The sequence below is a fragment of the Belliella buryatensis genome (genome assembly GCF_900188245.1).
GTDB lineage: Bacteria > Bacteroidota > Bacteroidia > Cytophagales > Cyclobacteriaceae > Belliella > Belliella buryatensis.
On the sequence record NZ_FZOK01000006.1, the window covers coordinates 17478 to 40682 of the forward strand.

A 23205-nucleotide genomic window follows, 5' to 3' on the forward strand; every position below is an offset into this window, starting at 1 on the left:
AGCCAGCAGTAATGTAAAACTACTTTCAAGAAAAAGCACAAAACAAAATACTATAACTTATGGTGTATTTGAATGACACAAATGCGAACCTCCTCACAAAGCATCAATACTTTTTAGACTTTCACACCCGCTTTCCCAATAATCTGCTGTATTTTTGTCAAAAAATATTGATCAGTGGAAAATACAGCAGTAGCCAAACAACTCAAATCAAAAGGTCGGGTAGTTATCAAAGAAGGAAATGGGAGATTGATGGAAATCATTCAGCCAGCTTCTTGGACGGAAAGCGACAGTTCTCAAGGTATTTTTTTAATTTTTGATCTTTTTCAAATCAGATCCTTGACAGAGCAGTTCTCTGAGGTGTCCTTAGATGTGGTGGATTTTGCAACCAAAGCTACTATTTATCATAGTCCAGTGAACAGGGTTCTACAAAGTGGGCCGATAGTGGATGGCAAAGTGAAGTTTTCGCTAATTAGGAATGAATTCTGGAATAAGCTCTTATTTGCTTTTTCTCAGCCTGTAGTTTTTCAAGAAGTCACAGAGCAAGATGTAGATTTTGAATCCAAGGAACGATTTCCATTGTATGGCCCTGATGTAAAAGAATTGTATCTGAGCCCAGAAGGGGATGTGAAGATTTTGAAAGGATGAATTTCAGCAAAGAATTAGAAGCATTAGAAATATTCAGTAGGGTAGGTAAGATAGCCGATGAAATGGGCTTAGAAACCTACGTAGTAGGAGGGTATGTGCGTGATTTGATCATGGGCAGACCTTGTAAGGATATAGATTTTGTCTGTGTAGGGCCGGGTATATCCCTAGCTACTGCTGTTGCGGAAAGCTTTCCAAGCCATGTGCCACTTTCTGTTTTCAAAAACTTCGGAACAGCCATGATCAAGTTGGATGATTATGAAGTAGAGTTTGTCGGAGCGAGACGGGAATCCTATAAATCTGACTCCAGAAAGCCAATCGTAGAGGATGGAACACTGCAAGAAGATCAGGAAAGGAGGGACTTCACCATCAATGCCATGGCCATCTGTGTCAATCAAGATCGTTTTGGTGAATTAATTGACCCTTTCGATGGATTGAAAGATATCAAACGAAAAATCATCAAAACACCTACTGACCCCAATGTTACTTTTTCAGATGATCCTTTGCGCATGATGCGGGCGGTGAGGTTTGCTTCCCAATTGCAATTTGATATAAATGCCGATACTTTTGAAGGCTTGGTAAATAATGCCCACCGCTTAAGTATCATTTCTGGTGAGCGGATCATTGACGAGTTGAATAAGATGATCATGGTGGATAAGCCATCCTATGGCTTCAAGTTGCTCTTTGCTAGTAAGCTTCTTCATGAGTTTTTTCCAGAAATGGTAGAATTGCAGGGTGTGGACTCAGTGGGAGACAAATCACACAAGGATAATTTCTATCATACGCTTCAAGTACTCGATAATATCTGTACGATGACAGATAACTTATGGCTTCGTTGGGCGGCTATCATGCATGATATCGCCAAACCTGCTACCAAGCGATTCAATGCCAAAGTAGGCTGGACTTTTCATGGACATGAGGATAAGGGAGCTAGGATGACCCCGGGAATATTTAGAAGGCTCAAGCTTCCAATGGACGAGCGGATGAAATATGTGCAATTGCTGGTGAAACTACACTTACGACCGATTGCTTTGGTCAGTGATAAGGTGACAGATTCAGCAGTGAGAAGATTGCTGTTTGATGCTGGAGATGCCATTGATGACCTGATGAAGCTCTGTCGTGCGGATGTGACATCCAAGAATAACAATAAAGTTCAGCGCTATTTGGCTAATTTTGACAAGGTAGAACAGAAGATCTTAGAGGTGGAAGAGAAAGATCAAGTGAGAAATTTTCAGCCACCTGTTTCGGGAGAAGAAATTATGTCTATTTTTGGCCTCGATCCTTCCCGAATCATCGGAGATCTCAAAGAAGAAATCAAAGAAGCCATCTTGGAAGGTATCATCCAAAACAATAAAGAAGAAGCTTTGCAGTTATTGTACCATTTAGCTGAACAAAGAGGACTGAAACGTAAAACAGAATAAATTCAGATGATGAACAGAATGAGATTACTTGTAGTGCTAATGCTACTTGCTGTAGTACCTGCGATGGCTCAGGAAACACCCGCCAACGCCGAGACACCCGAATCAATCAGAAAAAGAAACGAAACTGACCAGCGAGTCTATCAATTGGCTATCCGCTATAATGACATGGCTGTAGCTCGAACAAAACTCATGGAACTGATTGAAAGAAACCCCACAAATGCTAGATATGGGGAATTACTGGCGACATTGTACTTTGAGACTAACCAATTTAGTGCGGCTGCTCTGACAGCATTGGACGTACTTCAGGTTAACGATAGGAGTATTGAAGCTTTAGAGATTGCAGCTTATTCTCTGGAGCAGATTGGGGCATTGGATAGATCCTTGACTCAATTTGAGCGCTTATATTTATTGACCGATGATATTTTTGCTTTGTATAAGTCTGCTTACCTGCAGTTCAGTTTGAAGAAATTTGATGAAGCCATGAATTCCATCAATATGTTGGTGAAAAACGCGAAATCAGCAGAAGAGAAATTGGGTTTCCCAATCTCAGACACAGAAAACCAAGAGGTAAGTATGAGAGCAGCAGCTTTGAACTTGAAGGCACTAGTCTATGTAGAACAAGGCAGTACAGAAGATGCTAGAAAAGCTTACCAAGAGGCTTTAGCTTTAGAACCTGACTTCAAGTTAGCCAAAGATGGGCTAAATGACCTGAAATAATTTCCTTGACAAATCTCAGTCAAATGTCCTTTAATAGGCCTCGAAAAGAACATCATTTCGAGGCCTATTTATTTACACTCAATCCAATAAGTTTCTCGCTTGAAGCAAGTGACGTCTTTCGTGTTCAATGATGATTGCTATGGCTTGATCTAATCTATAGACGATTAGTCTATTGGCAGGAGAGTGGATGATGCTGCATTTTTGGATATGGGAATCGAGTTCTTTGATTTTTGCAATCAATGCTTGTTGATGCTTTTCAAATTTTCGGATAATATCGTATTGTTCTCCAGAGGATACATGAGGTTCCCAAAGTGGAAAAGTCTTGACTTTTTTAGTATTGGAAACTACCACTGATTTCATAATCATGTCTCCAAGCATTTTTGGGAAGAAGGCGATTTTAGAAATAAACGCCAATTGCAATTCGCCTTTTTTGAGTTTATCGAAAATAGGGAAATAGCTGTTGTTCAGCATGATCAAATGTTCTAAGTTCTCAGCGATGCTCCAAGTTTTAGCATTCGGCTTTTGGAATAAGACTTCCTGAGATAATTCCCCAAAAGTGTTCTTGACCTCTTCCGTGATTTCTTGAAGTGCTTTGGTATAACTTGTAGTCAGAGTCATGATTTAGCGGGTTATTACACAAAGGTAATGCTTATAAATTAGTTTCTATTTACAAATGGGATCATTAGCTAGGGAATTGATATCTTTGTCTCATGCAAAATATCCCAGCTTGCCCCGCTTGTAATTCCCCATATGCTTACGAGACAGATAATGGATTCTCCTGCCCTGAATGTGCTTTTGAATGGATCCACGAATCTACAGAAGAATCAGAAATTCTAATTAAAGATGCCAATGGAACGGTATTGACAGCTGGTGATACGGTAGTAGTCATCAAAGATCTCCCTGTCAAAGGTGCTCCTAAACCAATCAAAGCTGGTACGAAAGTAAAGAATATTAGACTAGTAGAAGGTGACCATAACATTGATTGTAAAATTGATGGTTTTGGTGCTATGGCATTGAAATCAGAGTTTGTGAGGAAGGCATAAGCATATAAGACAGGAATTTGATTGAATTTTTTTATTTCATGAAAAATAGAACAAAACTAATACTGTTTTCTTTTCAAGCTCTGAAATTCATTTTTTCTGATTTGAAAAGTATTTTTCTAAATACCAAAAATTCTTAAATTTTTACTGTGAAAAAAGTTATAAAATTTTGATAATTAATGATTTACAAATTTTTATTTTTTAAAACTTTTAAACTATCTTGCATGCATCAGCAGGAAATATGGCTATGTTATAAATCTTGCCTTTAATCAAAAAGTACAATTTAGCATTCGATTGTGAGCCCTATTACGAAACATATGATCCCTGATTACCTCATCAAATCAACCCAACTCTTTGTGGTGGGTTTGGATATTGAGGGATGGATCAGTACGACGGGGTTGAAATTTGAAGAGGAATTTATGCTCTTCAAAAAAGAGTACATCAACAAGCCTTTCATTTCGTTTTTGGATCCTTCAGAAGAGGGGTTATTTGAATTTTTACTGTCCGATTTACTAGAGACACCGAACAAAAGTAAACAGGTGTTTTTAAGTTTTTCCAATCAGAAAAAGATCAATTGGGAGTTTTCTATCCTCAAGTCAGACGAAGGAGATATTGAAGGAATTCTTGGCATAGGTCAAGAGGTAGTTGTTTCCAAGGAGTCTCATGATAGCGTAGAGCGCTTCTTTGGTCAAGCTGGTATCAAAATCAATACTACCGAGGACGTTTATATCAAGCTTAACTCAAACTGGGAATTGACAGCCATCAACGATCCTGCCCAGCGATATTTTAACAAATGCAGTAACTCCTTACTTAATAAGACTATTTGGCAAGTATACCCTAGCAAAAAAATCCATCAGTTTGCACTGGAATTTAAGAAGGCAAGGGAAGGTCAAGATATCATCAGTTTTGAGGAATATAGAGGGGATATCAATCGCTGGTATAAGGTCTTCTTGATCAATCACGAAGAAGAATTGCATGCTTTACTTCAAGATATTACTGACGAACATTTAAAACGCTTAGAATCCGAACAAGCAAATATTACCTTACAACAAATTTTGGATCAAGCTGAAGAGAGTCATTTTTTAATTGACTTAGAATTAAACGTAATAGGCTTCAACGAGAATGCTAAAAAATTGGTAAAGTGCCATTTCAAAAAGAATCTTAAACAAGGAGATGATTTCTTACCTTATCTCATGAATGGAATGGAAGAGCAGTTTCTCAAAGACCTAGAAAATGTTTTTGCAGGAAAATCTATCTCTTATGAAAAAGAAATTAAACATTCCAGAACAGGTGAGGAATTATGGTTTGAGCATAAGTTTTCCCCACTTTTCAATGCGGACAAAAAGGTGATTGGATTTGTCTATTCAAATAAAAATATTGTAGAGAAAAAACAAGAGTACAAACGAGTAGAGGAAAAAAATAAGGTTTTGAGAGAGGTGGCCTATATTCAGTCACATATGCTTCGATCTCCTTTATCTTCCATGCTGGGTTTGTTAGACTTGATAGACAAGAAGCAGCTTGATGCAGAAAATACAAAGTACTTCTCATATTTGAAACCGTTGGCACAGGAGCTTGACATGGTGATTCGAGAAAACGCCCGCAAGGTCAACGAGTTTGATTAAGACAGTTTTTCATAATGTTATCTTGACTAAAAACCCAGATAGAGCTTTCTATCTGGTTTTTTTTTGCCATTATGTTGCATGCTAGGGAGGATTTTTAAAGCATTTCAAAAACTAAATAGCAAACATTCTGTTTACAAATTACCAAAGTCTGTGCTTCCTTGTGGGAAGTGCTACACAGATTGGTCATTTCACATCAAGGTATGATAAAATGAAAGACGTATTGAAAAATTATAATTCTAATGGAAACGGTCATACTGATTCAAATGAGCAAAGTGCTGATTCAGAGCTCTTAATCAAAGGTGCCATTTTCGTTAGAAATAAAGGAAATCTTGTTAAAGTAAAGTTTGAAAACATCCTTTGGATGAAAGGCGATGGAAATTACACCACTCTTGTGACCAGGGATTCAGTATATTCTTTAAGAAATATTTTGAAGGATTTTGAATCTGTTTTACCAGAGTCGGATTTTATGAGAATTCATAAAAGTTACATTGTACGTTTAGAAGAGATCGTTGCTATTAATCCACGAGAGATAATGGTAGGCAAGGATAGTGTGCCGGTAGGAAGGACATATTACCAAAATCTAATTAATGGAATCAATAAATTGAGCTCAGGGGGATCAGATTGAATCTCCCTTTTTGATTTTTCTAACTTTTCCAAAGTAAGCTGCTATCTCCATAACTTAAGAATCTATATTCCATCTCGAGCGCTTGCTTGTATATTTCTTTCCAATTTCCATTGGTAAAGGCTGCCACCAGTAATATTAATGTGGAACCAGGTTGGTGAAAATTAGTTACTAATCCATCACAAACTTTAAAATCGTAGCCTGGCATGATAAATATTTCTGTACTTCCTGTTATTTCATCTAAATTCTCCAAAATCATCATTTTCAAAATTGCCGCAAAGCTTTCCTGCCTGCTTGGTAGTGGCATGTGAAATTCATAAGGGTAAAGTTTGGGAATCAAGAATGGTACATGTCCTTCGTTGATCAATTTCACACCATACCAATATAAGCTTTCAAGAGAGCGCATGGAGGTAGTGCCTACTGCGATCAGTTTATCATTGTGATTGGCTAGGGATGTAATGGTGGACTTCGAAACAACAACTTGCTCGCTATGCATGGCATGGTCTGTGATTTTTTCTGCTTTGATTGGCTGAAAAGTGCCAGCACCTACATGTAGGGTTAGGAATGCTTCTTTTACTTCATTTCTAGAAAGTTTCCCCAATACTTCTTCTGTAAAGTGTAATCCGGCAGTAGGAGCGGCGACTGCACCTTCTTTTTTTGAGTAGACTGTCTGATATCTTGGCTTGTCTACTTCTGTAGCCTTTCTGTTAAGATAAGGAGGAAGTGGAACTTCTCCAGATGCTTCCACAATGGATACAAAGGGAGCATTTCCCGTCCAAGTGAATTTCACGATTCTACGCGCTCGGTCTTCAAGGTGTGCTTTCAGCTGAATTCGAGTGCCCTGATAGATCACTTCTCCACTCAAGACCTCCCCATCTTTCCATTTTTTCTGATTTCCAATCATCGTCTCCCATGTGACAGACACGGTATTGATCATGACTTCATTGATGACTGTGGTGGGTAGTAGCGGTTTTAGCAAAAATATTTCAACTTTCGCTCCAGTCTCTCTTTGAAAAATCAACCTAGCTGGGATCACTTTTGTATTATTAAATACCATCAAGCTACCCGAAGGAATCAAATCAGGAAGTTGACTAAAGGCTAAATGATTAATTAAGCCGTTCTTGTATTGAAGCAATTTCGAAGCGTCTCTTTTTTCGAGTGGAAACTTGGCGATTTTTTCCTCTGGTAGGGTATATTCGTAATCTGATAACTTTAGCTGATCAAGTGTGTTTGATGACATAGGAAATGATATACTGCTATATTAGAGTGCAAAGATAATCGATTATGCTCATCTGCCATGATCCTAAGAGAAGTAGAAGAAAAATTAATAAGCAACCATGAAAGCCTTAAGAAATCTAGTTTTTGGATATAAGAAACATATTTTAGACTTCAAATTTGATGCTGGTACTTCCAGAGGTGTCTTGAAGCAAAAGGAGACATTTTATATTTCAGTATGTGAAAAATCCTTTCCAGATACCATTGGCTACGGCGAAGCTGGACCTTTGCCAAAATTAAGTCTGGATGATTTTCCTGATTTTGAGCAAAGACTTGCCGAGTTGATTAGCCAGTTTAATGATCAAGATTTATCATTGGAGCATATTGCTTTAGATGACTTTGTGAGCTTACATGTTCCTGCTCACTATCCAAGTATTCGATTTGCCATAGAAACTGCCTTGTTGGATTTGAGAAATGGAGGTCAGCGGTTAATCTTTCCTTCTGATTTCACTATCAAGAATAAGTCCATTCCTATCAATGGATTGATTTGGATGGGGGATAGAGAATTTATGCTGGAGCAGATAGATCATAAACTCAATGATGGTTTCAGCTGTATCAAAATGAAAATTGGAGCTATAGATTTTGATCAGGAATGCGAACTACTAGGATATATCAGAAAGGAATATGATGCATCTCAAATTACCTTGCGCGTAGACGCCAATGGTGCTTTTAGTCCTAGTGATGCATTAGAAAAGTTAAATCGCCTTGCTACTTATGATTTACACAGCATCGAGCAACCCATCAAACAAGGTCAAATTGAAGCCATGAGACGGCTTTGCGAAGTAACTCCGCTTCCCATTGCTCTGGATGAAGAACTGATAGGAGTGGTTGATTTTGAAGAGAAGAGGTTGCTTCTAGAAAAGGTCAAGCCACAATTTATTATTTTAAAACCTACATTGGTGGGAGGACTTCGTTCTTGTGATGATTGGATTGCTTTAGCAGAGAAAATGAATATTGGCTGGTGGATAACCTCTGCCTTGGAAAGTAATATTGGACTAAATGCCATTGCTCAATACACAGCTACTTTTGAACCATATATGCCTCAGGGGCTAGGAACTGGTCAACTCTATCACAATAATATTGAATCTCCATTGAAAATAGATTCAGGTACACTTATTTATGATAGACAGCTTGATTGGGGGATATGAATATTCACAATTGAGCTAACAATTTAATTTGATTGACACTCAATTATTGCGCAAATCGTCGCCATGCAATTGACTACCATCACTTGTCAACCACCAGTGAGGTTCATAAGGATTACTTCTTATTATTACTGGTGTGAAAACGGATAACCATTTTGGACTAATTGAGGATCAAGGAATTCAAAAGAAGATTAAAAACAAAAAGCGGTTCAAACCAAAGTTTGAACCGCTTTTGAGGTTGTCAATGAATATGTATTAAGCTAACTTTACATTCACTGCGTTAAGGCCTTTTCTTCCTTCTTTAAGGTCGAAAGTCACTGAATCATCTTCTCTGATTTCGTCAACCAATCCTGAGATGTGTACAAAATACTCTTTAGAAGATTCATCTTCGATGATAAAACCGAATCCTTTGGACTCATTAAAAAATTTTACTTTTCCTGTGTTCATGATAATATTATTGAATTAATTAATGATTCAAAGGTACGCATACTTTCCACATTAAAAACTTATTTGTAAAATATTTTTTTGTAAAGTTTATATTTTACCAAAATATACATCAAAACATCTTAGATAATTCGATTGATTTTTATCAAATCTTTGGTAATAAAGTACTTCGGTAAAAAAACACTTTCATCATAATTGAGTTTTGAGGATATGGAAGCATATGCATTAGTTGACAATTCAGAATTCCCCTTAGTCATGATTTCTTTTACGGGAAATAAAAGTACAGACGAAAACTTTCAAGCCTATTTGGCATCAACGAAAGCAGTTTACAGACATGAAAGGAAATTAGCGATTATTTTTGACGCGACTTTTGCAGGAGTTCCTTCAATCAAGCATCAAAAAATGCAAGCCAATTGGCTCAAGGAGAACGAACCTTTGATGCAGCAGTATTGTATTGCAACGGCTTATGTCATTCCCAATATGGCAGTAAGAACAGTGCTCAAATTTATATTTGCACTTCAAAAGCAACCTGTACCTTATCAAATATTTGAAAAGCAACAAGATGCTAGACATTGGATAGATGGTTTGTTGAGTAAGTCACATTGATAGTAGACAGTCGACAGACCACGGACTACAGAAGTCAATAAAATGCTTTAAAGTCAAATCTCCCATTCCCAATTTCCCTAATAACTCAATAACCCAATCCCCAATCTTTCAATCTTCAAATTCCTAATAACTAATTCCCCAATCCCTAATTCCCCAATAACTCAATAACCTAAATCCCTCAATCCTCACTTCTCAATTTATGTGACTTCGTATCATACTTGCCCTCTAATTCATCAATTTTCGAATTTTTCCACATTTTGACACCAGTGAAATAAGAGGCTCTCCCAATCATATGAGCACCAACAGGAGCAGTGAGCAGCATAAAAACGATAATAGCAATAACTCTTGCCAATATTGCTGCATCTGAGAAATAAATCCCAGCACCTAACAAGATTAAACCTATGCCAAGTGTAGCAGCCTTGGTAGTCACAGAAATCCTCAAATACAGATCTGGCATTTTAACTACCCCGACCGCTGCTAGTAAAATGAATAGTGCTCCAAGTGAGCTGAGAATGATTACGATTATTTCAGTCATTTTTTTCTCTTTTTTCAAGGTAATAAGCAAATGCTACCGTGCCCAAGAATGCAATCAAGGCCAAAATCATAGCAATATCTAGAAATGCTGGCTGATTGGTGATAATGCTATATACTGCAATGATACCTATGCCTGTGGTCAGTAGTAAATCCAAAGCCACAACTCTGTCGGATAGCTTGGGTCCGATTAGAAACCTGATGAAAATAATCAAGATCGATACAGCCAAAATCGGAAGTATGATGTAATATAAATAGTCGTAAACACTCATCTTGTTATTTCTAATAGTCTACGTTCGAATCCATTTTTGATACCCGCCACAAACTCGGCTCTATCCTTGACATACATAGCGTGTACATACAATACCTTGCGATCATCTGATACGTCTAGACTTAAAGTACCAGGTGTCAGCGTAATTAAATTTGCTAATAAGGTTATCTCCAGGTCAGATTTGGCATCAAGAGGTATTTTCACAATACCAGGCTCCATATAGTGCTTCGGTGTGATGACATCATAAGCCACTTCTATATTAGCTTTGATCAATTCATATAAGAAGAAAAAGACAAACCCTATAAGTTTTGGAATTCTGTTAAAGTATTTGTTTTCTCTTCTATCGGTGGCTGTGATCCACAGTAGGAAAAAGCTGAGAGCAAATCCAAACACAAAGTTCTCAACGGTGAAGGCTCCTGTGATAGCTACCCAAATCAAGGATAGTAAAAGATTGCTTAAGAATTTGGTTTTGATCATGGCATTGTTGTTTTAGATCCCAAAACTGCTTCTATATAGGCTGAAGGGTCGATCAGTTCAGCCGCTATTTGCTTGCTTAAAAGGATAATATGCTCAGCGGCTAAACCAATATACAGAGAAGTAGCAGCTAATAAAACAATCGGAATCACCATAGCCCATTGTTTCAAAGGTTTGAGCTCTCTGAAATATTTGACATTGATTTTTTTAGGAAGGTTCACAGCATCTTTCCAGAATACTTCAGACCAAACTTTAGCAATTACCCATAAAGTAAGAAAGCTCCCTAGTAGAATAAAACCTATCAAAGTATACTGACCTTCCAAATAACTTCCTTGTATCAAGAATAGCTTGGCCCAAAATCCAGAAAGGGGAGGTATGCCTACTAAAGAAAATAGTGGAATTGCCATCAAAAGAGAAAATTTGGGGTATTTTTTATAGATACCTCCTAGTTTTTCAATATTCAAGGTTCCTTTCAATTTGAAAATCAGACCTGAAACCAAAAACAGATTCGTTTTGACAATGATATCATGGATCAAGTAGAAGATGGCACCCACAAGAGCCAACTCAGTATAAATCCCCAAACCAGCAATCATAAATCCAATATGACAGACGATCAGATAGGAAAAGATTTTTCGCATATTGACCTGTAAGATCGCACCAAGTCCACCAGATAAAATGGTCATTGCAGCCAATACGATCAATAAATTGCTCAAGAAAGCATCTGGTATAAAGATTAAGGTGAAAATTCTCAATAAGGCATAAACACCAACTTTAGTCAATAAGCCTCCAAAGATAGCCGAGATAGCAGGAGGAGGGGTGTGATAAGAAGCAGGTAGCCAAAAATACAGTGGGAAAATGGCTGATTTGATTCCAAAACCCACCAAGAATAAAATCGCAACCACATTAACCAAACCCCTGTTTTCAATTTGAGCGACCTGTTCGGAAAGGTCTGCCATATTCAGACTACCGGCCATTCCATAAAGAATCGCAATTGCAGTCAAGAAAATAGCAGAAGCCAATAAATTCATAGTGACATATTTGATGGCTCCTTCTATCTGTGCTTTTTCTCCACCAATAGTGATCAGTACAAATGAAGCGATGATGATAATCTCAAACCAAACATAAAGATTGAAGATATCTCCTGTCAAAAAGGCCCCATTGAGTCCCATCAACAGGAAATTTAAAATTGGAAAATAACCAAACTTCAATCTTGCATTTCTAATACTCCCTGTTGAGAATATGGCAACAGCCATTCCAGAAATAGCAGTCAATAGAACCATCGTAGCACTGAAGACATCAGCCACAAAAGTAATCCCAAAAGGTGCTTTCCAGCCACCTGCTTGCATGGTGAGGATACCGTTTTGATAAACTTCCTTTAGGAGCCAAATGGCAATTCCCAATGAAATCAAGCTACAAATAATCGTAATCAAACGCTGTGCATTGACCCTGAACCAAAAAAACAGCAGCAAGACAGCTGTGAATAATTGGAAGATTACTGGTAAAATTATGTATGGATTATTCATAAATTTCGTCGGTAGTATTCAATTCATCCAAATCATCCGTGTCGGTGATTTTATAAGCTCTTTTGACAAGAATGATGGCAAAAGACTGTAAACCAAAACTGATTACAATCGCTGTGAGTATCAAAGCTTGGGGCACAGGGTCTGCATAGATTTCAGTGAGCATTTTGGCGGATGATTCTATAATTGGTGGTTTTCCTTTGACAATACGTCCCAATAGGAAAATCAGCATATTTGCTCCATTTCCCAATAAAATCAAACCAATGATCAGCTTAACCATACTTCTTCTAAGCATCATGAAGATACCCGAAGCATAAAGTAATCCGATCAAAATGACGAGTAATAATTCCATATTAAAGTGTTTCCGAAATTGTGAAAATGATCGTAAGTGTCACACCTATTACAACAAGGTATACACCAGTGTCAAAAAATAAAGCTGAACCCACCATGCCAATCACAGGCAGCGGGTCTTCAAACCATAATCCAGTCATGAAGCTTTGTCCTACCAATAAAGGAGCAGCACCACTCAGTAGGGCAATGCATAGGCCAATAGGCATCAAAAAACCTGGATGAAACTTAATCAAGCTCTTGGTCTGCTCTAGGCCATTGGCAAAAGAGTGAATGACGAATGCTATAGAGGCGATCAGTCCTCCTACAAAACCTCCTCCGGGCAAATAATGACCTCTCAATAGGATAAATACAGAAAAGAGAATCAATAATGGTAAAAGATAGGTTGATGCTGTTTTGAATATGATAGTCTTCATGTTATTCCTTCTCTATACTTTTCAGTCTCAATTTCAATAAACTAAATACCCCAATGGCAGCAATGACCAAAACGGTAATTTCTACAATGGTATCCAATCCTCTAAAATCCACCAGAATGACATTGACCACATTTTTTCCCTTGGCAAGGATGTATGCGCTTTCAGCATAGAAGATGGAGGTTTCCCTATTCAATGGCTCTGAAAGTACTTCAAGCGTTAGGATAGCGATCAGAGTTCCAAAAAATACTGATAGAATCCCATCTCTTACCCTGACTCTCCTTTTAGAGAAAGTCTTATATTTCGGTAAGTTATAGATTACCAAAACAAATAGAATAACGGTCAATGTATCAATAGAAAACTGAGTCATTGCTAGATCTGGGGCCGAATAGAATAAGAAAATCAAACAAATTGAATAGCCTATCACTCCCAGTGATGCAACAGCTACAAGTCGTGACTTTGAGAAAACAGTGAAAATGATCGAGATGATCATGATCAGGACTACAATCACTTCATAGATGGTCAATTCGGTAAGCTTAGCAGTATCCACGTAAAAGTTTACACCTTGATAAAGTCTATAACCTAGCAATATGGTCAAAAAACCAAGTATAGTAATTACATAGTTTCTCAAGTATCCATTTTGGAAAAATCCAGTCCAGAGTTTTGCAAATTCTGAAAATAACCTCCCAAATAACATAGCGATAGTCTGAGGAGAGAACAACTCGAACTTGAGAGTTTTGCCAAAAAGGGCTTCTGATGGCTTCAATTTCCAATACAAAAGAACACCTAGCGTCAAGGTTAGCATACTTAGGCCTAGTACTACATTGAACCCATGCCATAGCTTCAGATGTATGAGCGTATCATTATTGGTCAGGCTGCTGAATACTGGCTGAATCAAATTTTTCTCAATCAATACAGGGAAAAGCCCAAAAACTAAGCCTAAAACAGCAAGGATCAGTGGAGGAACCCACATGGTTGGGTGTGGAAGATGAACTTTGGAGAACTCAGCAGGTAGATTTCCTGCAAATGGTTTATAGCCAGCCAAAAGTCCTGCAAAGAGCAAACAAATATTCGTGAGGATGGCTGCGCCCGTCAAGAGATAAGCCCAATCTCCAAAGTGCAAAGTGGCTTCATAGATCAAGTCTTTGCCAATAAAACCAAAGAAAGGTGGTGCTCCAGCATTAGAAAGAGCGGCCAATCCTGCGGCAATTGCCACAGGCATCATGACTTTTCTTAATCCACCTAATACTGTCACATCTCGAGTGCCAGTTTCATGATCTACAATACCAGTAATCAAGAAAAGCGTGGCTTTGTATAAAGCATGAACTAGAATAAACACACAAGCGGCTAACAAGGACTCTTCGGTTCCTAATCCAATTAGAAAAACCAAAATCCCTAAAGCTGAGATGGTAGAATAGGCCAAGATGCTTTTCATATCCATTCTGAAGATAGCGTGAATAGCTGCATAGACCATCGTCACTGCTCCGACGATGATCAATGTGGTGTTCCATTCAGCAGTACCGCCAAGAAGGGGTGTAAATCTGGCTAGGATATAAATACCAGCTTTTACCATCGTCGCAGAGTGCAAGTAAGTGCTCACAGGTGTTGGCGCTTTCATCGCTCCTGGTAACCAAAAGTGAAAAGGGAACTGTGCAGATTTGGTGAAGGCACCAAGAAACACCAAGAGAATGATCCATCCATAATTGTCATGTGCTTGAATCAAATTTCCATTGGATAATAATTCCTGAAAAGAGTAAGATCCTCCAGCAGTACCAAGGAGCAACATCCCCGCTAATAGGAATAAACCACCCATTCCAGTTATGCTTAATGCTAGTAAGGCAGATTTTCTTGATTTGGGATCATCATTATTGAATCCGATCAAGAAGAAGGAACTGATACTGGTAAGTTCCCAAAATATAAATAACGTGATGATATTATCCGATAACACTAAGCCTAGCATAGATGCCATAAACATACTTAGGTAGCCGTAAAACCTATCTAAATATATATGGCCTTTGAGATAACTGAAAGTATAGAAAAATACCAAGGTTCCAATTCCAGTGATCAGCAAGGCAAAGAGCATAGATAGTCCATCCAAGTGAAAGGATAGGTTGATACCAAAGCTTGGGACCCATTCGTATACAAAACTTAGTTTTTCGCCTTTGCCAATTCTCGGAAGATAGCTCGCGAAATACACAAACAAGCTCATAGGGAGAAAAGGAAGCAGTATAGAGCCTTTACTTTTTATAAACTTGCTCAAAAGCGGAATCAAGGCCGCAACTATAAATCCTGATAATATGGCTATGATCATGTATCTCTGGATATTTCTTTAGCGATTTAAAAATTCTAAATTACAAAAAAAGGTCTAGGTCTTGCCTAGTCTTTTGATAGAAGGTAATTAGTCTGGTGGTGATTCATTCAGTTTTTGTTTGTTTTACCGATAGAATATTCAAAAATAAACTGAATTTGATATTAAAATCATATTGATAGGCCTAATTTTCTGAAAAAAAATAAAAATTGAGTATTTTTACTTTTATCAAACCATAAAACCATAAAATGTCAAATAACAAATACCAAAACGAAGTAGCCAAGCGCTTCACGATTTACAACAGTCTATTTTTAGATCTTCCATTTAGCGATATTAATAGAACAGGGACATTACTTCCCATTTTGGCAAGTAAATGTGAAGAAGGCTATGATAAGGATAAAAGCCCAAAAGAGATCATTCAAGGTTTTTTTCAAGAATTAATGTCTAAGCATTCTGAAGAGCAAAGACATGATTTACTTTTCAAGATGGTTCAATATGTAGAAAGGCAAGTAGTTTTGTTTGATTCAATCGAAGATGCTGCCTTTGACAAAATTCATGATTTGAGAGGAAAAGGGAGCGTTCAGGCACTTCTAGCTAGAGTAGAAAATGACCGCAAAAAGGAGGCTTTAATCGAAAAGCTCAATAATTTTTCTGTGAGACTTACACTAACTGCTCACCCTACGCAATTTTATCCAGGTAATGTTTTAGGAATTATCACCGACTTAGAGACAGCAATCAAAAACAATGATCTTGGTAATATCAACCTGCTTTTACAACAGCTTGGTAAAACAGGTTTTATCAATAAAGAAAAGCCTACTCCTCTTGATGAAGCTGTGAGTTTGATTTGGTTTTTGACCAATGTGTTTTATAAAAGTATACCTGATATCTTGACACGCTTACTCAATAGTTTGGACATTCCCCTACATGATTGGGATAATCCCGGCTTATTGAAAGTTGGTTTTTGGCCAGGAGGTGACAGGGATGGAAATCCTTTTGTGACACATGATATCACGGTAAAAGTAGCCGAGAGACTACAAAAGTGGATTTTGAGGTGCTACTACAGAGATGTGCGTTTGATCAAGCGAAGGTTGACCTTCAAGCACGTGGAGCCAATCATGGCAAAAGTTGAATCAGGTCTATTCAATTCCCTTTTCGAGGATCAGAGTTTTTATACAAGCAAGGATGCGCTATTGTCGGACTTGATGGAAGCAAGGAAATGTTTGGTAGAATACCATGATGGACTTTTCCTAGATCAGCTGGATGAATTTATCTTGAAGGTCAAAATATTCGGCTTCCACTTTGCCAATATGGATGTAAGACAGGATAGTAGGAAGCACGATGGGCTTTGGGATGAATTGATAGCATTGAAATTAGGTTCCAAAGAGTTAGAAAAGTATCATGAACTGTCTGAAGTAGAAAAGATCAGCTATCTATTTGATTTTGATCAATTACCAGATTTCGACAAAATTCAAGATGATTTTCACAAGGAAATGTTGAAGAGTTTTGATGCCATACAGACTGTTCAAAAAGAGAATGGAGAAGATGGCTTGCATCGGTATATTATTTCCAATTGCCAATCGGCCTTACATGTTTTAGAGGTTTTTAAATTGGCGCAGTTGAACATCAAACACCAATCTGGTCAATTACCATTAGATATTGTTCCTCTTTTTGAAACTATCGATGACTTGGCTAAAGCTCCTCAAATCATGGAGCAATTGTATAAAAATGAAGCCTATGCTGCTCACCTTCAAAGCAGAGGTGCCAAACAAACCATCATGTTGGGTTTTTCTGATGGCACCAAGGATGGAGGCTACATCAGGGCCAATTGGTCTATTTTACAAGCAAAAGAGGAGTTGACAAAAGTTTCTAGACTTTATGATGTCAGTGTGGTATTCTTTGATGGGAGAGGAGGCCCCCCCGCGAGAGGTGGAGGAAATATGCATAATTTCTATGCTTCACTAGGTCCACAAGTAGAAAATAAGGAAATACAGATCACCATACAGGGACAAACAATCTCTGCGAATTATGGCAAACCTGTGTCCTGTACCTATAATCTAGAACAACTACTCTGTGCAGGAATAGAAAATGAACTTTATCCATCTTCCGAAAAATCTCTTACTGACGAGCAAAGAGCCTTGATCAATCGGATGGCAGATGTCTCTTATCAGTTTTATAAAGATTTTAAAAATCACCCACAGTTTCTGCCATATTTGGAGCATGTGACCCCTTTAAAATATTTTGGCAAGGTAAATATTGGTTCTAGACCTTTGAAAAGAGGAAAGGATAGTGGGTTGAAATTCGATGATTTGAGAGCGATTCCATTTGTTGGGTCTTGGGCGCAAATGAAGCAGAATATTCCTGGTTTCTTTGGCGTGGGAGCAGCTTTAGAAGCATTGAAAGAGGAGGGGAGATTTGAAGCAGCTCAAGCACTGTACCAAGACTCCCTGTTTTTCAGATCGCTTTTAGGAAATAGTATGCAGTCACTGGCCAAATCATTTTATAAGTCTACAGCTTACCTTCAAAATGATCCAAAATACGCTGATCTTTGGAATTTGATGTTTGGGGAATATCAAAGGACTTTGAAGCTAATTCTAGAAGTCTCCGGTATGGATGTTTTACTTCAAGATAATTTGACCTCAAAAGAGTCCATTGAGATCAGGGAAAAAATCGTACTTCCTTTGATCACCATACAGCAGTATGCTATTCAGAGTATGTTGGAGCGTGGGGAGGATGATCCTGTCTTGCAGAAATTGATTCTCCGAACCATGTTTGGAATCATCAATGCGGCAAGAAATGCGGCATAATTCAAAACCCGGCTTAAGGCCGGGTTTTTTTAGTTTTAGTCTTCATCCTCTTCAATTTCAACTTCAATTGGAACATGAAGCACTTCATAGACTTTTTTGAGACAATCTTTATTTTCTGACAAGACCAAGAGTTGATCCCATGCTTGGATTTCGGTACTTCCCTTTGGAGTGATATATTCGCCATTTCTTCTCAGCATGGCTATGATTGCGTTCTTTGGAAAGCCAATTTCTAAAATTTTCCTACCGATAATTTCATTTCCATCAGGAATGACGACTTCTGACATCTCTGTTTTTGGTGCTTCATTCATGATGTAATCGATAGGAGATTTTGGTTTTGCTTTCTCTGGTAAAGATACTTTGAACCAATTGGCTACAACAGATAATGTAGTGCCTTGAATCAATACCGAGGTCAAGGAAATGAAAAAGACCAAATTAAAGATCATATGGGCTTTGTCAATACCAGCGATCAAAGGGTAAGTTGCAAACACAATAGGTACTGCTCCCCTCAGGCCAACCCATGAGATATACCAACGACTTCTATTTTTCATTTTAAAAGGCAGTAGTGTCAGAAACACGCCTAATGGTCTGGATACAAAAATCAAGAAAGCAGAAACAGCTACTCCTAAACCGATCAATGGAATGATTTCAGAAGGATTGACCAAAAGTCCAAGAGTGAGAAAGAGTACTATTTGCATCAACCAAGCCAAACCATCAAACATTTTCAGGATTGAGTTTTTGTGAATGAGCTCCTGCTGACCAAGGTAAACCGCACAAAGGTAAACTGCCAAGAAGCCATTTCCACCTAATAAATCTGTAAAGGAAAATGTAACAAACATCAAGGAAATAACTAGAACAGGGTACAAACCTTCGAAGCCTAGATTGATTCTATTGATAGCTTGCTTACTCAACCAACCGAAAAGTAAACCTAATGCCCCGCCAATGATCATTTGCTGAAAGAATAATAAGAAAATGGATAGGATTCCTTGATTTGGATTAAGAACAAGCCCTAAAAAGGCAATTGTCAGCACGTAAGCCATTGGATCATTACTACCGCTTTCTAGCTCCAAAGTAGATCTCAAACGGTATTTGAGTGCAAGGCTTTTTGATCTTAGAATTGAAAATACGGCTGCGGCATCTGTGGAAGACACAATTGCACCGAGAAGTAAGCCCTCTAAAATAGTAAAATCTGTCAATAACCAAACAAATACTCCAACTGAGGAAGCTGTCAGAAGCACTCCAACTGTAGATAGTGCAATCCCTTTGCCTAATACAGGCTTTATAGATTTCCAACTGGTATCAAGCCCCCCTGAAAAAAGGATGAAATTCAATGATACAATTCCGATGAACTGAGCAATTTCGGGATTATTGAACTGAATACCGAGTCCATCGGATCCTGCTAACATACCAACCAATAGAAATAAAATCAAAGTTGGGACGCCAAACTTATAGGAGGTTTTTCCAGCTAGTATGCTCAGGAAAAGTAAGACGGATCCTATGAGAAGAATGTTTTCTATAGTGAGACTCATTTGGTCGGTTGCTTAAATAATGTTCAAATCAAGTTTTCTTGAAATTTCAAATTAACACAATATAAAGTTTAATTTAAATGTATAGCGGAAAGGATAATGAAATGTTACAGTTTCAAATGAAATAAGTCAATTAGAAAATTGAAAGTTACACCAATTGGTTAATTCATGCATCTCTATGGGGTAATCAAATATTTTTCTAATTTTAGCTAAACAAGACAGGTTACTATGAAAATTTATGTTTTGATTGATTTTTCTGATTATTCTAATTCGCAAGTTCAGCTTGCCAATCAATGGTGTTTGTCTTTTGGGTGTAAAATGATTTTGGTCCATCAACTTGACTTGATGATTCCATCTCTTGGAAGTCCTGACATTAGGCTGAAATTTGAATATGATCAAAAAAGAGTGGTTTTTCAGGAAATTGAAAAACTTCGTGCGCAATACGTGGATGAAACAATCTTTGTGAATATAGAAGTTACGGCATTACCCTTGATCAAATTTCTAAAAGAAGAAGCTAAAATTGAGGAAGAAGATATTATTCTGGCTGGCATCAAAGGTACAGGGATTTTGAAGCAGATTTTCATTGGGAGTACCGTGACTCGAGTTATAGAGGAAGTTAATCGATTAACCATAGCGCTGCCTTTACACGTCAAGGTTAATGTTCCAAGTAAATTGGTTGTAGCCGTACATTATAAGACTTCTATAGGAGAAAAATTACTGAAGCAATTGATTAAAAGTATCAGTAGCAAGCTAGAAGTAGTAGAGTTTATTACAATTATCAGCAAAGTAGAAGAGAAATATGATTCAGAAGCATATTTACTTAATCTAAAGAAGACATTTGATTCACTAATTTCTTGCCAAGTAAATTCATTTAATGGAAACGATGCGATGGCTGAGTTAAAGAGTTATATGTTACATCAGGAGGGGATGTTTTTGGTTTTGCAAAAGGGCTCAAGATCTCTTGCAGACAGGGTTTTTCGTAAATTCATAATTAATGATCTTGTTTACGATGCTTCCATTCCTTTAATTGTTTTGCCCTCATGACTTGGTTAGCAGAATTATCACAGAATCCTTTTTATGAATTTGCGATTATCCTCTCTTTGGCAGCACTATTGGGAGCTTTAGGGCAAATTTTGAAACAGCCATTGATTGTGATGTTTATTGCCCTAGGGATAGTGGTAGGACCATCTGTTTTGAATGTAGCACAAAGTAAGGAGAATATTCATTTGCTGGCTGAGGTAGGGATTGCTATTTTACTTTTTATCGTGGGCTTAAAATTGGACCTACGATTGATCAAGTCTACAGGTAAGATTGCCTTGATGACTGGACTTGGTCAGGTGATATTTACTTCCGTGATTGGATACTTTATAGGGATTGGTTTAGGTTTTTCCACTCTACATAGTTTTTACATCGCTGTTGCATTAACCTTTTCTAGTACCATCATCATTGTCAAGTTACTTTCTGATAAAAAAGAAATCGATGCGCTTCACGGACAGATTGCAATTGGATTTTTGATCGTACAGGATATTGTTGTGATTCTTGTAATGATTGTGCTCTCGACTATCGGGAGAGGAGGAGAGGATACCATGTTGTTTTTAGAAATCGGTAAGACACTATTATATTCATTTATTTTGGTGGGTGCTACAGTTTTAGTAATGAGGTACATCATTCCTAAGCTGAGTTTTTTTCTGGCAAAGTCCGTAGAAATGCTCACGCTCTTTGCCATCGCATGGGCTGTTTTATTAGCCATGATCAGTGAATTGATTGGTTTTAGTGCAGAAGTAGGTGCTTTTCTAGCTGGGGTTAGTTTGGCATCTTCTCCTTTCAAGGAAGTCATCAGTGGTAGAATGACTAGCTTGAGGGATTTTTTGTTGTTGTTCTTCTTTGTAAACTTAGGTGCAGGATTGAATTTAGGTGTCATAGGCACCCAAGTGCCTGCGGCGTTTGTATTTTCTATTTTTGTATTGATAGGTAATCCCATTATAGTATTGGTGATCATGGGCTCTATGGGTTATAGAAAACGAACATCCTTTCTAGCTGGATTGACAGTGGCTCAAATTTCAGAGTTTTCATTGATTTTTGCAGGACTGGGTTATACCGTCGGGCATTTGACAGAGGAGGTTGTAGGACTGATTACTTTGGTTGGACTGATTACCATCGCTCTATCCACTTACATGATCTTGTATTCAGGCAAGCTTTATCAGTTTTTGGCGCCTGTTTTAAAGGTTTTTGAAAAATCAGACCCTTACCGAGAGAGAAAAATGAAACAATTAGAGTCAAGTCATTTTGAAGTTTTGATTTTAGGGTTAGGTAGATTTGGACAAAAAGTAGCCGATCAAATACAAGCAAAAGGGCATACTGATTATTTAGGAGTAGACTTTGATCCACAAGTGGTAAAATCTTGGCAAGAGTCTAGGAAAAAAATTATGTATGGAGACCTTGAAGATCCAGACCTGTTGGAACATCTTTCTCTGGATCATACCAAGTGTGTGATTTGTACAGTTCCTGACTATCATCATAGCATTAAGCTAGTCAATTCTTTGGATAAGTCTAACTTTAAAGGTCAAATTTTTTTGACAGCAATGCATGAGTTTGAAAGTAAGTATTTTGATCATTTGCTCAATGTAAAAGTTTTGTTGCCCTTTGAGATGGCAGCTCAAAACTTTTATAACGCTCACCTAAGCCCAATTCTTAATTCCGATTCCCAAAACACTGAGAAATGAAAGAATATTTAAAAAAAGTTAAAGGTTTCTGGGTGTCAGATACCAGTTTTCCAGCGTTGTTGGTGATGTTGATTTTTACAGTATTTATCTTACCTGTGATCATAGAATATCAAAATGACGCTACCTTTTTTCTGAATTTCATGCTAATTCTACTTTTTTTTATTGGCATATTTTCAGCTAAAGAAAAAGCATATATCATTTTAACAAGTGTTTTACTAGTAACGCATATCAGTTTGAGGTTGATTAGGTTCGGTGATAACCCCTTTGATTTTTACCTTTTAGAAAGGATAGTAGCCATCTTGAATTTAATAGCCCTGATCGTAGTAAATATTCTTTTACTTTTTAGAAATAATGAAGTGAATTTTTATAGAATCATTGGAAGCATTAATGTTTATCTATTATTTGCCATGATTGGAGCATTTGGATTTGAAATTATCCATCTATCAACAGGCGAATCAATAATTGGGGAGGATGTAAGTCTTGAAGGTATGGATGTGGATTTTGGGGAATATATTTATTACAGCCTCACATGTATCAGTACGCTTGGCTTTGGAGATATTTTCCCAGTAAATTTCTCAGCAAAAATGTTATCAACTTTTCTTTCGGCTTTAGGCATACTTTATCCAGCAGTTGTTATCTCAAAGTTAGTCTCATATGCTTCAAAGGAGAATATTTGAGCAAATGCCTTCTATCTAATTTTTTATGCCTTTAAGGTATTATGATGAAGTGGTTTTGAAATAGTTTAATATTTTAGTG

Annotated in this window: 23 protein-coding genes; 12 read left to right on the forward strand and 11 right to left on the reverse strand. The window is 37.5% G+C overall.

The window, feature by feature from the left end; translation table 11 throughout:
* Positions 1-174: 174 nt before the first annotated feature.
* The 3 genes from CHB66_RS07330 to CHB66_RS07340 are packed head-to-tail and all read left to right on the forward strand — an operon-like array spanning position 175 to position 2780.
* Complete coding sequence (locus CHB66_RS07330; protein ID WP_089239523.1) at positions 175-645, forward strand: hypothetical protein; 471 nt, start codon at positions 175-177, stop codon at positions 643-645.
* Positions 642-2063: a CCA tRNA nucleotidyltransferase gene (locus CHB66_RS07335; protein WP_089239525.1), complete on the forward strand. Its 1422-nt coding sequence runs from the start codon at positions 642-644 to the stop codon at positions 2061-2063. Before CHB66_RS07330 ends, CHB66_RS07335 begins: the two co-directional genes overlap by 4 nt.
* 6 nt (positions 2064-2069) lie before the next feature.
* A complete protein-coding gene (locus tag CHB66_RS07340) occupies positions 2070-2780 on the forward strand; it encodes a tetratricopeptide repeat protein (protein ID WP_394335278.1) in 711 nt (236 codons plus the stop codon).
* Between the two features lie 78 nt (positions 2781-2858).
* Here the strand turns inward: CHB66_RS07340 and CHB66_RS07345 are convergent, their stop codons facing one another.
* On the reverse strand, positions 2859-3398 hold the full coding sequence (locus CHB66_RS07345; protein WP_089239529.1) for a DinB family protein: 540 nt from the start codon (positions 3396-3398) through the stop codon (positions 2859-2861).
* A gap of 92 nt (positions 3399-3490) precedes the next feature.
* Here CHB66_RS07345 and CHB66_RS07350 point away from each other — a divergent pair, with 92 nt between their 5' ends.
* From CHB66_RS07350 to CHB66_RS07360, 3 genes are all read left to right on the forward strand, one after another.
* Positions 3491-3823, forward strand: a complete 333-nt coding sequence (locus CHB66_RS07350) for a zinc ribbon domain-containing protein YjdM (protein ID WP_089239531.1) — start codon at positions 3491-3493, stop codon at positions 3821-3823.
* Between the two features lie 314 nt (positions 3824-4137).
* Positions 4138-5442 (forward strand): PAS domain-containing protein, encoded by a 1305-nt coding sequence (locus tag CHB66_RS07355; protein WP_089239533.1) that lies wholly within the window; start codon positions 4138-4140, stop codon positions 5440-5442.
* 208 nt (positions 5443-5650) lie between these two features.
* Positions 5651-6067 (forward strand): LytR/AlgR family response regulator transcription factor, encoded by a 417-nt coding sequence (locus CHB66_RS07360; RefSeq protein ID WP_089239535.1) that lies wholly within the window; start codon positions 5651-5653, stop codon positions 6065-6067.
* A 19-nt stretch (positions 6068-6086) separates the two neighbouring features.
* Here the strand turns inward: CHB66_RS07360 and CHB66_RS07365 are convergent, their stop codons facing one another.
* Entirely contained in the window at positions 6087-7304 is a 1218-nt protein-coding gene (locus tag CHB66_RS07365; protein ID WP_089239537.1) for an S-adenosylmethionine:tRNA ribosyltransferase-isomerase, read from the reverse strand.
* 97 nt (positions 7305-7401) lie between these two features.
* Between CHB66_RS07365 and CHB66_RS07370 the strand changes: the two genes are divergently transcribed.
* On the forward strand, positions 7402-8487 hold the full coding sequence (locus tag CHB66_RS07370; RefSeq protein WP_089239539.1) for an o-succinylbenzoate synthase: 1086 nt from the start codon (positions 7402-7404) through the stop codon (positions 8485-8487).
* Between the two features lie 252 nt (positions 8488-8739).
* Here CHB66_RS07370 and CHB66_RS07375 read toward each other — a convergent pair whose 3' ends face one another.
* The gene (locus CHB66_RS07375) at positions 8740-8931 is read right to left on the reverse strand and encodes a cold-shock protein (RefSeq protein ID WP_076500877.1); all 192 of its coding nucleotides are present in this window, start codon (positions 8929-8931) and stop codon (positions 8740-8742) included.
* Between the two features lie 207 nt (positions 8932-9138).
* On the opposite strand from CHB66_RS07375, the gene CHB66_RS07380 reads away from it, so the two are divergent.
* On the forward strand, positions 9139-9534 hold the full coding sequence (locus CHB66_RS07380; protein ID WP_089239541.1) for a DUF7793 family protein: 396 nt from the start codon (positions 9139-9141) through the stop codon (positions 9532-9534).
* A 178-nt stretch (positions 9535-9712) separates the two neighbouring features.
* On the opposite strand, the gene mnhG is transcribed toward CHB66_RS07380, so the two are convergent.
* The 7 genes from mnhG to CHB66_RS07415 are packed head-to-tail and all read right to left on the reverse strand — an operon-like array spanning position 9713 to position 15402.
* The gene (gene mnhG, locus CHB66_RS07385) at positions 9713-10069 is read right to left on the reverse strand and encodes a monovalent cation/H(+) antiporter subunit G (RefSeq protein ID WP_089239543.1); all 357 of its coding nucleotides are present in this window, start codon (positions 10067-10069) and stop codon (positions 9713-9715) included.
* Positions 10062-10337, reverse strand: coding sequence for a cation:proton antiporter (locus tag CHB66_RS07390; RefSeq protein WP_076500874.1), 276 nt, complete (start codon positions 10335-10337; stop codon positions 10062-10064). Before CHB66_RS07390 ends, mnhG begins: the two co-directional genes overlap by 8 nt.
* The gene (locus CHB66_RS07395) at positions 10334-10813 is read right to left on the reverse strand and encodes a Na+/H+ antiporter subunit E (RefSeq protein WP_170932453.1); all 480 of its coding nucleotides are present in this window, start codon (positions 10811-10813) and stop codon (positions 10334-10336) included. The genes CHB66_RS07390 and CHB66_RS07395 overlap by 4 nt, the downstream gene beginning before the upstream one ends.
* Positions 10810-12333, reverse strand: a complete 1524-nt coding sequence (locus tag CHB66_RS07400; protein WP_089239545.1) for a proton-conducting transporter transmembrane domain-containing protein — start codon at positions 12331-12333, stop codon at positions 10810-10812. The genes CHB66_RS07395 and CHB66_RS07400 overlap by 4 nt, the downstream gene beginning before the upstream one ends.
* The gene (locus tag CHB66_RS07405) at positions 12326-12682 is read right to left on the reverse strand and encodes a Na+/H+ antiporter subunit C (RefSeq protein ID WP_089239547.1); all 357 of its coding nucleotides are present in this window, start codon (positions 12680-12682) and stop codon (positions 12326-12328) included. Before CHB66_RS07405 ends, CHB66_RS07400 begins: the two co-directional genes overlap by 8 nt.
* A gap of 1 nt (position 12683) precedes the next feature.
* Complete coding sequence (locus CHB66_RS07410) at positions 12684-13094, reverse strand: Na+/H+ antiporter subunit B (protein ID WP_089239549.1); 411 nt, start codon at positions 13092-13094, stop codon at positions 12684-12686.
* Between the two features lies 1 nt (position 13095).
* Entirely contained in the window at positions 13096-15402 is a 2307-nt protein-coding gene (locus CHB66_RS07415; protein ID WP_089239551.1) for a putative monovalent cation/H+ antiporter subunit A, read from the reverse strand.
* A 245-nt stretch (positions 15403-15647) separates the two neighbouring features.
* Between CHB66_RS07415 and CHB66_RS07420 the strand changes: the two genes are divergently transcribed.
* Entirely contained in the window at positions 15648-18203 is a 2556-nt protein-coding gene (locus CHB66_RS07420; RefSeq protein WP_089239553.1) for a phosphoenolpyruvate carboxylase, read from the forward strand.
* 35 nt (positions 18204-18238) lie between these two features.
* Here the strand turns inward: CHB66_RS07420 and CHB66_RS07425 are convergent, their stop codons facing one another.
* Positions 18239-19729 (reverse strand): potassium/proton antiporter, encoded by a 1491-nt coding sequence (locus tag CHB66_RS07425; RefSeq protein ID WP_089239555.1) that lies wholly within the window; start codon positions 19727-19729, stop codon positions 18239-18241.
* A gap of 225 nt (positions 19730-19954) precedes the next feature.
* On the opposite strand from CHB66_RS07425, the gene CHB66_RS07430 reads away from it, so the two are divergent.
* From CHB66_RS07430 to CHB66_RS07440, 3 genes are read left to right on the forward strand one after another with little or no spacing between them, the layout of a single operon-like run.
* Positions 19955-20770: an adenine nucleotide alpha hydrolase family protein gene (locus CHB66_RS07430; RefSeq protein WP_089239557.1), complete on the forward strand. Its 816-nt coding sequence runs from the start codon at positions 19955-19957 to the stop codon at positions 20768-20770.
* Positions 20767-22449, forward strand: coding sequence for a cation:proton antiporter (locus CHB66_RS07435; RefSeq protein WP_089239559.1), 1683 nt, complete (start codon positions 20767-20769; stop codon positions 22447-22449). Before CHB66_RS07430 ends, CHB66_RS07435 begins: the two co-directional genes overlap by 4 nt.
* On the forward strand, positions 22446-23126 hold the full coding sequence (locus tag CHB66_RS07440) for a potassium channel family protein (protein ID WP_089239561.1): 681 nt from the start codon (positions 22446-22448) through the stop codon (positions 23124-23126). Before CHB66_RS07435 ends, CHB66_RS07440 begins: the two co-directional genes overlap by 4 nt.
* Positions 23127-23205 lie beyond the last annotated feature (79 nt).

Coding starts and splice junctions, on each gene's coding strand:
- CHB66_RS07335 (WP_089239525.1), top strand. CDS start 642: ATGAATTTCAGCAAAGAATTAGAAGCATTAGAAATATTCAGTAGGGTA.
- CHB66_RS07340 (WP_394335278.1), top strand. CDS start 2,070: ATGATGAACAGAATGAGATTACTTGTAGTGCTAATGCTACTTGCTGTA.
- CHB66_RS07345 (WP_089239529.1), bottom strand. CDS start 3,398: ATGACTCTGACTACAAGTTATACCAAAGCACTTCAAGAAATCACGGAA.
- CHB66_RS07350 (WP_089239531.1), top strand. CDS start 3,491: ATGCAAAATATCCCAGCTTGCCCCGCTTGTAATTCCCCATATGCTTAC.
- CHB66_RS07355 (WP_089239533.1), top strand. CDS start 4,138: ATGATCCCTGATTACCTCATCAAATCAACCCAACTCTTTGTGGTGGGT.
- CHB66_RS07360 (WP_089239535.1), top strand. CDS start 5,651: ATGAAAGACGTATTGAAAAATTATAATTCTAATGGAAACGGTCATACT.
- CHB66_RS07365 (WP_089239537.1), bottom strand. CDS start 7,304: ATGTCATCAAACACACTTGATCAGCTAAAGTTATCAGATTACGAATAT.
- CHB66_RS07370 (WP_089239539.1), top strand. CDS start 7,402: ATGAAAGCCTTAAGAAATCTAGTTTTTGGATATAAGAAACATATTTTA.
- CHB66_RS07375 (WP_076500877.1), bottom strand. CDS start 8,931: ATGAACACAGGAAAAGTAAAATTTTTTAATGAGTCCAAAGGATTCGGT.
- CHB66_RS07380 (WP_089239541.1), top strand. CDS start 9,139: ATGGAAGCATATGCATTAGTTGACAATTCAGAATTCCCCTTAGTCATG.
- mnhG (WP_089239543.1), bottom strand. CDS start 10,069: ATGACTGAAATAATCGTAATCATTCTCAGCTCACTTGGAGCACTATTC.
- CHB66_RS07390 (WP_076500874.1), bottom strand. CDS start 10,337: ATGAGTGTTTACGACTATTTATATTACATCATACTTCCGATTTTGGCT.
- CHB66_RS07395 (WP_170932453.1), bottom strand. CDS start 10,813: ATGATCAAAACCAAATTCTTAAGCAATCTTTTACTATCCTTGATTTGG.
- CHB66_RS07400 (WP_089239545.1), bottom strand. CDS start 12,333: ATGAATAATCCATACATAATTTTACCAGTAATCTTCCAATTATTCACA.
- CHB66_RS07405 (WP_089239547.1), bottom strand. CDS start 12,682: ATGGAATTATTACTCGTCATTTTGATCGGATTACTTTATGCTTCGGGT.
- CHB66_RS07410 (WP_089239549.1), bottom strand. CDS start 13,094: ATGAAGACTATCATATTCAAAACAGCATCAACCTATCTTTTACCATTA.
- CHB66_RS07415 (WP_089239551.1), bottom strand. CDS start 15,402: ATGATCATAGCCATATTATCAGGATTTATAGTTGCGGCCTTGATTCCG.
- CHB66_RS07420 (WP_089239553.1), top strand. CDS start 15,648: ATGTCAAATAACAAATACCAAAACGAAGTAGCCAAGCGCTTCACGATT.
- CHB66_RS07425 (WP_089239555.1), bottom strand. CDS start 19,729: ATGAGTCTCACTATAGAAAACATTCTTCTCATAGGATCCGTCTTACTT.
- CHB66_RS07430 (WP_089239557.1), top strand. CDS start 19,955: ATGAAAATTTATGTTTTGATTGATTTTTCTGATTATTCTAATTCGCAA.
- CHB66_RS07435 (WP_089239559.1), top strand. CDS start 20,767: ATGACTTGGTTAGCAGAATTATCACAGAATCCTTTTTATGAATTTGCG.
- CHB66_RS07440 (WP_089239561.1), top strand. CDS start 22,446: ATGAAAGAATATTTAAAAAAAGTTAAAGGTTTCTGGGTGTCAGATACC.